The following is a 12018-nucleotide window of genomic DNA, read 5'->3' as shown; positions in this document are numbered from 1 at the left end:
ATTCTATCATGAAGAAACTATTAACAACTTTATTCGCATTAATTTGCTTGAACGGATTTGCCAATCCGCAGCCGCGTCCTGAATATCCACGTCCGCAATTTGAACGCAGCCAATGGGTAAACTTAAACGGAACATGGAACTTTGAGTTCGATTTCGGAGAATCGGGTAAAGACCGCTCGCTACAAAAGGCCGAACAACTAAGCCAGCAAATTACTGTTCCGTTTTGTCCGGAAAGCAAACTGTCGGGAGTAGCGCATACCGATTTTATCAACTGTCTGTGGTATCAGCGCAAACTGTCAATCCCTGCCGACTGGAGTGGGAAAAAGATATTGCTTAACTTTGGAGCGGTAGACTATTATACTGAAATTTATATCGACGGAGAGTTTGTACAGTCGCATTGGGGCGGTTCGTCTTCATTCTCGGCAGATATCACCCGATTCGTGAAAAGCGGACAAACACATAACTTGGTGCTTCAGGTAAAAGATGACCTGCGTTCGGGTAAACAGACCGGCGGGAAACAATGTACCAACTTTTATTCGGGAGGATGCTCCTACACCCGCGTTACCGGTATCTGGCAAACGGTTTGGATGGAAGCTGTTGACAAGAAAGGATTAAAAACAGCGGTAGTACGCCCCGACATTGACCAAAAACAACTGATTATTACTCCGGAATTTTATCAAGAGTCTAACAATACGCTGGAAATCGTGCTAAAAGACGGCAATAAGACAGTAGCAAAAAAAAGCGTTACCTGCTCAAACAGCAGTACCATCATACTTCCTGTCAAGAATATGAAGTTATGGAGTCCTGAGAATCCGTTCTTATACGACTTGGTTTATCAGGTAAAAGACCAGCAGGGAAACATCATTGATGAGGTGAAATCGTATGCGGGTATGCGCAAAGTACATACTGCCGATGGCATCTTTTATCTGAACAACGAGCCTTATTTCCAACGTTTGGTACTCGATCAAGGATATTATCCCGACGGAGTATGGACAGCTCCTTCAGACGAGGCTTTGAAAAACGACATCGTACTGGGAAAGGAAGCCGGATTTAACGGGGCAAGACTCCACCAGAAAGTTTTCGAAGAACGTTATTATTATTGGGCTGACAAATTGGGTTATCTTACATGGGGAGAGAGTGCAAGCTGGGTGATGGATATCAATGACGAACTGGCGGTGCGCAATTACATCGGCGAATGGACGGAAGTGGTAGCGAGAGACCGGAACCATCCGTCGCTGGTTACTTGGACTCCTTTTAATGAAACTTGGGGAAGCCGTGAAGGAGTTTATCCGCGACTGATACGCGACATTTATCATATAACGAAGTCAATCGACCCCACCCGTCCCATCAACGATGCCAGCGGAGACGACCATATACTGACCGATATCTGGAGTGTACATAATTATGAACAGGATGGAAGCAAACTGGCAGAACAACTGGAGTTTAAAGAAGAAAAAGAACCTTACCGAAACAGCCGCGACAAAAAATTCTTGGCCGTGTACGAAGGACAACCTTATATGGTAGACGAATTCGGAGGCATCGGATGGATGTCGGCCGAAGAGCGCAAAAATTCTTGGGGCTATGGAAACATACCTCAAACTCCCGAAGAGTTCTACACTCGCTTGGAAAGTCAGGTAAAAGCCTTGAAAGACGCTAAACACGTTATGGGATTCTGTTACACGCAACTCACTGACGTGGAACAGGAAAAGAACGGTATTTATTATTACAACCGTACTCCCAAATTAGATATGAAACGGATTAAGGCAATCTTCGAACTGATTCCTTCTTCGCACACTAACCTGAAATAATCATGAAAAAGGCATCTTTTTGTTTCTTATTCACCATACTGCCCTTGCTCTTGTCGGCAAGGCAGTATGGAGGTAATCTTTTCTTTCAGCGGGCAGATTCGTTACTGAACACGATATTAACTTTATATCAGGTTCCGAAATACGGACTGCTGATGGAAACTTATCCTCGTAACCCCAAGCAACAGATTACTTATACTGCCAACAGCGATGCTAATCTTACTCAGCAAGAAGTATCTTTCCTTTGGCCGTATTCGGCAATGGTTTCGGGCTGTGTCTCCATGTACAAAATATCCAAAGCAGACAAATACAAGAAGCTTATGGATAAACAAATCAAGCCGGGACTTGATTTGTATTGGGACAATACCCGGAAACCGGCGTGTTACCAATCATACCCCACCTTTGCAGGGAAAAATGACCGATATTACGATGACAACGACTGGATAGCTTTAGACTGTTGCGATTACTACGAAGCTACCGGCAAACAAGAATATCTTGACAAGGCTATCGCCCTGCATCGGTACATTTACTCTGGATGGTCGGACGAACTGGGTGGAGGAATCTATTGGTGTGAACAGAAACGTACCTCCAAAAATACTTGTTCAAATGCTCCGGCTACGGTTCTGTGTCTGAAGTTATATAAGCTCACAAAAGATGAAAAGTATTTGAAACAGGCTGAAGAAACCTACGAGTGGACCAAGAAAAACCTGCGCGACCCTGAGGATTTTGTTTATTGGGACAATATCAGCTTAGAAGGTCAAATAGGCTATGCCAAATATACCTACAACAGTGGGCAAATGATTCAGGCAGGCGTACTGCTTTACCAGATTACAGGCAAGGAGGCTTACTTACAGGATGCGCAGCAAACGGCTAAAGGGGCTTACGAGTATTTCTGCCGCTTGCAGCAAACGCCGAAAGGAGAAATGAGATTCTATCCCGACAGTCCGTGGTTTAATGTTATCTTGTTCAGAGGTTTAAAGGCTCTTTATCAAACCGACCATAACCCGACTTACATCAAAGCGATGATAGATAACGCCGATTTTGCTTGGAGATGGACGCGCGACAGCAACGGCTTGTTCAGCAACGACTGGTCGGGAAATAAGTCAAACCAATTTAAAAGTTTGCTGGAAAACGCTTGCATGGTTGAATTATTTGCAGAAATCAGCGAATTGTAACTCTATTTGTACGTTATGAATATCAAACATCTAATCATGGCAGGAGCCATACTGTGTATTCCTGCCGCCCACTGCCGGTCACAGCAAAACCGGCAAAGTGGAAATCCGATAATTCCCGGATGGTATGCAGACCCTGAAGCCATCGTTTACGGCGATACATACTGGATTTTCCCGACGCTTTCTCAGCTTTACGGAGAAGACACCCTTACTTATAAAAAAGATTTGGAGCGAAAAACCGAAGCCATCAATCAAGAATATAACTTACAAACGCATTTCGATGCTTTTTCATCGACCGACCTCGTTCATTGGACCAAACATCCGGAGGTGTTATCCATCAAAAATGTTCCGTGGGTAAAATATGCTTTGTGGGCGCCATCGGTAATTCATGCCAACGGGAAATATTACCTATTCTTCGGCGGAAACGATATTCAGAACGATGAGCAGTGGGGAGGCATCGGAGTGGCTGTTGCCGACCGTCCGGAAGGTCCGTATAAAGACGCTTTAGGAAAACCGCTCATCTCGAAAATCATAAATAAAGCACAGCCGATAGACCAGTTTGTGTTCCGCGATGACGACGGACAGTATTATATGTACTACGGGGGATGGAGACACTGTAACATGGTGAAATTACGAAGCGACCTTTTGGCTTTGGAGCCGTTTGACGACGGGACGTACTACAAAGAAGTTACTCCCGAAAATTACGTAGAAGGCCCCTTCATGCTGAAACGAAACGGAAAGTATTACTTCATGTGGTCGGAAGGCGGATGGGGAGGCCCGGATTATTGTGTGGCTTATGCCATAGCCGACTCGCCGTTCGGACCGTTTAAACGTATCGGAAAAATTTTACAGCAAGACCCGCAGGTAGCTACCGGAGCAGGACATCATTCGGTTATCCAGATACCGGGAAAAGATGAGTATTACATTATTTACCATCGCCGTCCGTTAGGTCACACGGGGATAAACGAACGTCAGGTTTGCATTGATAAATTGGAGTTCGACCCCAATGGCTACATCAAACCCGTAAAAATCACCCACGAGGGAGTCCGTCCGGTTTCCTTACAGAAATAAATACGAAAAATTTCCATCCGAAAAACAGCCGAAAATTCCTTCGGATAGAAATGAAAACTTATCCGCATAAAAGGGTTGTTTGAACTTTATCCGGGCATAAAAAAATTCTACCCATAGGACAGGCAAGTCCTATGGGTAGAACCGGGTAACTTAACCGCATGAAACAAGTAACACTAACGGTAGCGTTTTTTTCGGAAGAATTTCTTATTTCTCTTGCGAGAGATGAGTTACGTAATCTTTCGGTAATACGCCGAATTGCGCCCTAAAGCATTTGGCAAAATAAGATGACGAACTGAAACCCGTCTGCTCACATACCTCCGTAATGCGGCATCCCTCCTTCAACAATACAGCAGCCCTGTTCAACCGGCAAAGTTTCAGATAATCATTGGGAGACATTCCGGTCAAGGCTTTAAGTTTACGGTAGAAATTAGAACGGCTCATGTTCATATCTGCCGCCAAGATGTCTATCGAAAAATTCTCGTCAGCCAGTTGCGCTTCAATCGCCTGCTGCATTTTTGTAAGAAATTCGCGGTCGCGAGGCGTAATGCTTATTTCTTCTTGTCCTTCGGGCAGGTTATGACTGTTCAGCTCTTGCATACGCTGATGGAAAACCATCCTTAACTTCAAGATATTTCGTATCTGCATCTTCAACTGAACGATAGTAAACGGTTTTTCCACGTAAGCATCCGCTCCGTACCTGAATCCTTCGGCTTTCGATTCGGGTAAGGTTTTTGCCGTAAGCAGTATAACGGGGATGTGAGAGTAATCAATATCCGATTTTATTTTGTTACAAAGCTCCAGTCCGTTCATTTTAGGCATCATCACGTCGCTCACCACTACGTCAACGGCAGTCGTTTCTAAAACTTTCAAGGCTTGCAGTCCGTTCGTTGCTTTTACCACCTTAAACCATTTGGCAAGCCTTGTATACTCCATGTCTAACAGTTCTACGTTATCTTCAACCAACAGCACGGTATATTTTTGTTGCAAAAGCGGGTCGTCCTCTTCAGTTTTCACCGGCGATTCCACCTTTTCATCCATATCTGATACGATAATCTGTTCTTCTATATCCGACTCACGGGCGTGAAGGGGAAGCGTCAGAATAAAAGATGCTCCACCGTAAGAATTGTCTTCTGCCCTCAAACTTCCCCCGCAGTTTTCCGCCAACGAGCGAGAGTATGCCAGACCGATACCTGTCCCTAACATCGCTTTGGGATTGTCTACCTGATAAAAAGCCTGAAAAACTTTTTCTTTTTCATCGAAAGGAATCCCGTCTCCATCATCTTCTACCCGAATATCAAACTGTTCATTGAGTTGTTTCAACCGAATATCTATTCGGGTATGGGCATACTTCATGGCATTGCTAACCAAGTTTACCACAATCTTGCTGACTTTATCAGCATCAATCACCGCCTCTATCCGGGAGGTTTCCGGAACATCCAACGTCAGAACAAGACTCTTCAGTTCAGCCGAACCGATAAATTGGTTATAAATATCTTGCAATAGCTCTACAATATCGCAGTTCTTCAGATGAAGCCGTACTACGCCTGCCTCCATTTTCTGGAAATCCAGCAACTCATTGGTCACTCCCAACAGGTAATTTACATTCTTATCTATTACCGAAAGATATTTGCTATCTTCTTTGCTCCGGTCGGTAACGAGCAAACTTTCAAGCGGTAATTTAATCAGGCTAAGAGGTGTACGTATTTCGTGCACCAAATTGATAAAGAAATTGATTTTAGATTTATACAATTCTTTTTCTTTCTCTATCTGATAATTTTCCATCCGTTTGCGGTATTTGTTCTTCAGATGACGGTCTCTGCGCCACAGTGCATACGCAAGAAAACAAACCGCAAGCAAACAATACACAAGATACGCCCAGCCTGACAGCCACCACGGAGGCGTAACAATAATCCATAAATCAGCTACATCATTATTCCATTTCAAGTCATTGTTCGAACCACGCACAAGCAGGTGATATTTGCCCGGAGCCAGATTGTTATACGAAACATAGTTATTCTCCAAATCGTTAAACCATTCCTTGTCTACCCCTTCCAACTTATAAGAATAATGATTCTTACGGGGGTCTTGGTAACTAAGTGCAGCAAAATACACCGTAAAGCTATTATAGGTATAAGGTATCTTTACTTCTTTGGCCTGATAGAAGGGTTTGTCAAGATGCAACAACTTACGTACATCTTCTCTTTTATCGACACGCATCAAAGTTATATCCGTGATGTATACGGGAGGAACGTAGGCATTTGAAGGAAAGAACGAAGGACGGAAGGCGTTAAACCCATTCATCCCTCCCAAATAAATCGTACCGTCTTCTGCCTTAAAAGAAGCTCTTTCACGGAACGGATTACTCAACAAACCGTCTGACTCAGTAAAACGCTGGTATTTTTCGGATGACATGGGGTTTAATTTCACAATACCCACATTCGTCGACAGCCAGAATGCTCCCGACTGGTCTTGCTCTATCGAATAAATAACCTGACTGGAAACCCATGAATTGTTTTCACTCAAATCGACAAAACATCTCTGGCGTTCGTCAAAATAGCACAGCCCGTTTCCGTTTGTCCCAAACCACATTACGCCGTTGCTGTCTTCAAACAACGTGATGACGGAATTATGGCTGATGCTTTTCTTGTCGTTACGCTTATGTTCATAATGACGCCAATAATTATCTGTCTGATTACATAGAAAAACCCCGCTGTTTGCCGTCGAAATCCAAATGTTGTTATGCCCGTCTTCCAATATATCCGTAATGGATATCATGACTCCAATGGTTGTTTCTGTATGGAAGTTGTCTTCTTCGGGATTATAATAACAAAGCCCCCAACTTGTCCCTACATAAATCCGCCCGTTACGACAGCCGTAAATCGTTTGCACATCATCGCTACATATCGTGTTCGGAGTAGTATAAGAGTGATTATAACTTTTTACACGCCTCGTCGACAAATCTAAGATTTTTAACCCGTTGGCAAATGTTCCTATCCACAATTTACCTTTATCCAAAAACAGGGCACGGATATCGTAAGGCGATTTGCCGTCTTCTTCCAAAGGATATTTATCGACCTTCCGAGTGGCCTTATCATATCGGTACAGCCCGTTACGAGTACCTATCCAGATATTTCCGTTGGATTCATCTTCGCAAAACGTATTTACCACACCGCTTTCGGGTAACACAAAACGGCGGAAGGGCTTGGCACGTGCCGACAGATAGCTTACTCCTTGCATGTTAGTCAGTACCCAAATACCGTTTTCGGCGTCTTCCATCAGCGCATTGATGCTCCGGTCGTTACCGGAAGAGTCGCCCACCGAGTTATCTATCGGAACCAGCGTTTTTGTCATGCGGTCGAAACTATACAGCCCGTTATCTGTTCCCACCAACAATTTTTTTTGCCTCCACGGTTTCAAACATTGGATAATCCGGAACTGGTCTGCTCCTATTTCATAATGGTTTGTTTCTCCCGTACCTACATTTATACTGAACAAAGACTTGCTGTTTGTTCCTATCCACAGCGTACTATCCACAAGCTGAATGCAATTGGCCTTATGGTTCGACTTGTTCCAATCTACATCCGAAGATGATAAGTGATAAGTTCGCTGATATGCTCCATGACGGTCGAAACAAAGAATATCATCTTGCAATGAAGAACAGTATATTTCTCCTTTTTGCCCCACACAGATGTCCCATACGAACGAAGAATACATATTGTTCTGCGTTAAAACGTTTTTCTGCGGGTCATAAAAAAACAGTCCTTGCCCTAACGTAGCTATACCTATCATACCGTCGGCCAACTGCACTATCCGGCTTACTTCACTACTGATAAACACGCCGAACTCGGTAGTAACATCGAACAGAACAAAAGCATCCCGATTACGCTCATAAATATAAATGCCACAGTCTGTACCTACCCAGATACGCTTTTGGCTGTCTTCGTAAAGCGAACGGACAAAGTTATTTCCGAGCGACCGGTTTTCGTCTTGCGACGAACTGCGGTATATGATATTCTTCCTGCCGTCAAAACAGTTCAATCCATTGCTTGTACCCAGCCAGATAAAGCCATAGCTATCCTGCAAGGCACATAACACGGTGTTATGCGACAACCCGTCTTCTACCGTATATGTACTGAACATTAATGAGCCAGAAGCCTTTGCGGAAAGACATACTCCCCACACGGCAAACCATAAAAGAAGGCATTTCATCTCCCGCCTCATGCGTTTGCATGGGTCAACCTTTTTTTTCAAAAATAAAAATTGCATGAATATAATGATGCTTTGTTTCAAGATTTCAAAAGTAATGAATATTCTTTTTACTGTAAAGTTTTAACCGGAAAAATAGCTGCTCAAACGGGCTGTTTCATGCGAAATGTATCTGTAAAAACCATACGCTCGAACACATGCGGTTGCGCATAGGAACGCATCCGTATGCGTCAGGCAAAACATGCGGATGTTTTATCCAATTCTACCCGAAGAGTTTTTGACTCCGTAAACAACAGTCTTTCTTCTTATGCCGATACTTCTTAAACAAAAAACAGAAAAACAGCAACAATCAGCAACCATAAAACAAAAAAATCAGACCAACACATAATACATAAAGCACTGTAATCCAACGCACTATTATAATATACACGTTTTCTGTTTATTGAATAGCTTTTCATCTTCCGAAGAGCAAAAATCACCGTTATTTGCAATCGGTAAATTTGAAAAATACCATGAACTTTTTTTATTAACCATTCTAAATTTAGTCACTATGAGCAAAAAAGAAGAAAAAATTTGCTTCTTGACCCGTAGCAACTTGTGGCGTGTCCCTTTATGTGCAGCCGCATTTTCCCTGCTTCCCAGCGGATATAGTTACACATGGGGAACCAACTCTCAGTTAATGGCTGATGCTTCCGTTGAGTCAATGCAACAGCAGCGGCCGATAAAAGGTATCGTTGTAGACGAAAACGGCGAACCCGTTATCGGGGCAACAGTCCGGCTCAGTGGAAGTAGCACAGGAACCATCACAGACATGGACGGACGATTTGAAATCAACGTAGCTAAAGGCGAAGAGCTGGAGATTTCATATATCGGTTACACAACACAAACTGTGAAAATCGGTAATTCCGGTTCTATCCAAGTCACACTGAGAGAAGCAACAGAGGTGTTAAACGAGGTTGTTGTAACGGGTTTCGGTATGTCGCAAAAAAAAGCAACGCTGACCGGAGCCGTATCTTCTGTCAAATCGAGCGATATCGAACGTTCGGCTGCCGTAACCGCCAGTGGTGCTTTGGTTGGTAAAATAGCCGGATTGAACACACGTCAACAAAGCGGAGCGCCGGGTTCTACTACCGCCCTGCAAATCCGAAACATGGGTACACCGCTATTCGTTATCGACGGAGTTGTGAGTGATGAAGGACAGTTTAACAACATGGACTTCAACGACATCGAGTCAATATCTATCCTGAAAGACGCTTCGGCTGCCCTGTATGGTTTGCGTGCCGCAAACGGTGTGGTAGTGGTAACTACTAAAAAAGGTGCGCGAAACACGAAAAACACGGTTTCGATTAACGCTTACTACGGATGGCAGAAAAACTCAAAATTCGTTGACCCTGCCAATGTGAAAGACTACGTACATGCTTATGCCACTGCCGAAACTTTCTCCGGACGTACGGGAGGTGACCGCCGTTACAGCAAGGAAGAATATGACAAGTGGATGGCGGGAGCAGACCCACAGTATCAAGGTTGGGACTGGGGAGATTACATTTGGGTCACTGCACCTCAGTTCTACATCAATACCAACTTTTCGGGAGGTACAGACAAGGCTAATTATTATGTAGCCATTTCTCACATCAACCAAGATGCCACGGTTCGCAACTACGGCAGTTTCCGCCGTACCAACGCGCAGATGAGTATCGAAATGAATGTGAACGAGCGTCTGAAAGTGGGTGCCACCGTTAACGGACGTATCGAAGACCGCCGGCATCCGGGTGTTCCGGGAACAGACGACTATTGGTTGCCGCGTTTCGCCACTTTGAAAAACCAGCCAACCAAACGGCCTTATGCAAACGATAACCCGAATTATCCGCAAAAAGTGTCCGACCAGCCGGAAACCAACTTCGCCATCCTGAATTACAATACTTCGGGTAAGGTATCAGACGTATGGCGCGTTATCCAACTGAACGCCACTGCCGAATATGAAATTCTGAAAGGATTAAAGTTTAAAGGATTGGTAGGATATTATTACGCATACAATGAGTTAGACAATCAGGAATATACATTCAACCTGTATGCTTACGACCCGGGCACCGACTCTTATTACGTTACAGACGCAATGACCAATCCGTACAGAGAACGTAATCGGGAAAAAGTGGAAGATCAGATTGGTAACTTCCAGTTAAACTACGACCGCAAATTCGGAAAACACTCGATTACAGCCGTAGCCAGTTTTGAAGCCAGCCAACGCAAACGCCCCAAAATGTGGATTCACTCTACCCCAGTATCCAATGCCATGGACTTAATCCGCCTGAAAGAAATCGTAGAATTCAACGATGACGGAGACCGCACCGAAGCACGTATGGGATACCTCGGACGTATCAACTATAACTATGCAGACAAATATCTGGTAGAATTAATCGGACGTTGGGACGGTTCTTGGAAATTCCGCCCGGGACACCGTTGGGGATTCTTCCCGTCGGCATCTATCGGATGGAGAATCTCGGAAGAAAACTTCTGGAAAGAAAACAAAATAGGCCAGATAATCAGCAACCTGAAACTCCGTGGCTCATACGGCGAAGTAGGAGATGACAACGTAGCCGATTATGCTGCTTTTGATTTCTTGTCGGGATATACCTATAATAATGGAGGTGCTGTACTCGACGGTAACTGGATTGTTGGTTCAGCTACACGCGGTTTGCCTAATCAGGTTCTTTCATGGATGACAGCCAAGATACTGGACGTCGGAGTCGACATGGGATTCTTAAACAACCGCTTGAACCTGCAAGTCGATTATTTCCGCCGTCTGCGTGAAGGTATTTCCGAATCTCGTTATGACGTACTGATACCTAACGAAACAGGTATTGACTTGCCTAAAGAAAACCTGCGGTCGGATATGCACAAAGGTTTTGACGCTTCAATTAATTACACTGATAATTACAACGACTTCCATTACAGCGTGGGAGCCAACATGACTTATTCTCGTTTCTACGACTGGGAACAATACAAACCGCGTTTCAGCAATTCATGGGATGAATACCGAAACAGTATATGGCATCGTATGGGCTACATCAACTGGGGATATGAAGCCGTAGGAAGATTTGAAAGTTGGGAACAAATCGCTACCTACCCGATTGACAATGACCGCAAAGGTAACCGCACGGTTGTTCCGGGAGATATCATGTATAAAGACCAGAATAACGATGGTGTCATCAATGGTTTGGACGAACGCCCCATCGGTTATCGTGTAGACAGCACACCTACCATTAACTTCGGTATCAACCTCTCTGCTGCATGGAAAGGATTCGACTTGGCTATGGACTGGACAGGCTCCGGCATGACTTCATGGATTCAACGTTATGAAACTGCACGCCCGTTCCAAAATGACGGTAACAATCCGAGCGAAGTGCTGAAAGACGCATGGCATCTGTCTGACCCGTTTGACCCGAACAGCGAACTGATTCCCGGAAAATACCCGATGCTGCGCTTAAATTCAGACGAAACAAGTGCCTACGATACCAGTACATTCTGGATGCACAACGTAAAATACATCAAATTACGTAATCTTGAGTTTGGCTATACGCTGCCGCAAGCATGGTTGAATCACACAGGAATCAGCAATCTGCGTGTTTATATCTCCGGAACAAACCTGTTAACGATTTCGAACCTGAAAGGTATCATGGACCCGGAATGTGCAAGCGACAATGGTTTGGACTATCCGCCGATGCGAGTCATTAATATTGGTGTAAACCTTAAATTTTAAGTAAACA

General features: G+C 44.2%; 5 protein-coding genes. 4 read left to right on the top strand and 1 reads right to left on the bottom strand.

Annotation, left to right across the window (positions count from 1 at the left end; all coding sequences use genetic code 11):
- The first annotated feature begins 8 nt into the window (after window positions 1-8).
- The 3 genes from H9626_RS11995 to H9626_RS11985 are packed head-to-tail and all read left to right on the top strand — an operon-like array spanning window position 9 to window position 4048.
- Window positions 9-1808, top strand: coding sequence for a glycoside hydrolase family 2 protein (locus H9626_RS11995; protein ID WP_191710602.1), 1800 nt, complete (start codon window positions 9-11; stop codon window positions 1806-1808).
- 2 nt (window positions 1809-1810) lie between these two features.
- A complete protein-coding gene (locus tag H9626_RS11990; protein ID WP_191710601.1) occupies window positions 1811-2980 on the top strand; it encodes a glycoside hydrolase family 76 protein in 1170 nt (389 codons plus the stop codon).
- Between the two features lie 15 nt (window positions 2981-2995).
- Window positions 2996-4048, top strand: a complete 1053-nt coding sequence (locus H9626_RS11985) for a glycoside hydrolase family 43 protein (protein WP_178255799.1) — start codon at window positions 2996-2998, stop codon at window positions 4046-4048.
- A gap of 204 nt (window positions 4049-4252) precedes the next feature.
- Here H9626_RS11985 and H9626_RS11980 read toward each other — a convergent pair whose 3' ends face one another.
- Window positions 4253-8257: a hybrid sensor histidine kinase/response regulator transcription factor gene (locus tag H9626_RS11980; RefSeq protein ID WP_225230983.1), complete on the bottom strand. Its 4005-nt coding sequence runs from the start codon at window positions 8255-8257 to the stop codon at window positions 4253-4255.
- A 547-nt stretch (window positions 8258-8804) separates the two neighbouring features.
- Here H9626_RS11980 and H9626_RS11975 point away from each other — a divergent pair.
- Entirely contained in the window at window positions 8805-12011 is a 3207-nt protein-coding gene (locus H9626_RS11975) for a SusC/RagA family TonB-linked outer membrane protein (protein ID WP_191710600.1), read from the top strand.
- Window positions 12012-12018 lie beyond the last annotated feature (7 nt).

The sequence above is a fragment of the Phocaeicola faecium genome (assembly GCF_014837055.1).
GTDB lineage: Bacteria > Bacteroidota > Bacteroidia > Bacteroidales > Bacteroidaceae > Phocaeicola > Phocaeicola gallinarum.
Note: the sequence above shows the minus strand (reverse complement) of the source record. Positions and strands in the feature narration are given on the sequence as shown.

Bases quoted from the DNA above. Each gene is read 5' to 3' on its own strand.
- H9626_RS11975 (WP_191710600.1), top strand. From the start codon at position 8,805: ATGAGCAAAAAAGAAGAAAAAATTTGCTTCTTGACCCGTAGCAACTTG.
- H9626_RS11990 (WP_191710601.1), top strand. From the start codon at position 1,811: ATGAAAAAGGCATCTTTTTGTTTCTTATTCACCATACTGCCCTTGCTC.
- H9626_RS11995 (WP_191710602.1), top strand. From the start codon at position 9: ATGAAGAAACTATTAACAACTTTATTCGCATTAATTTGCTTGAACGGA.
- H9626_RS11980 (WP_225230983.1), bottom strand. From the start codon at position 8,257: ATGAAATGCCTTCTTTTATGGTTTGCCGTGTGGGGAGTATGTCTTTCC.
- H9626_RS11985 (WP_178255799.1), top strand. From the start codon at position 2,996: ATGAATATCAAACATCTAATCATGGCAGGAGCCATACTGTGTATTCCT.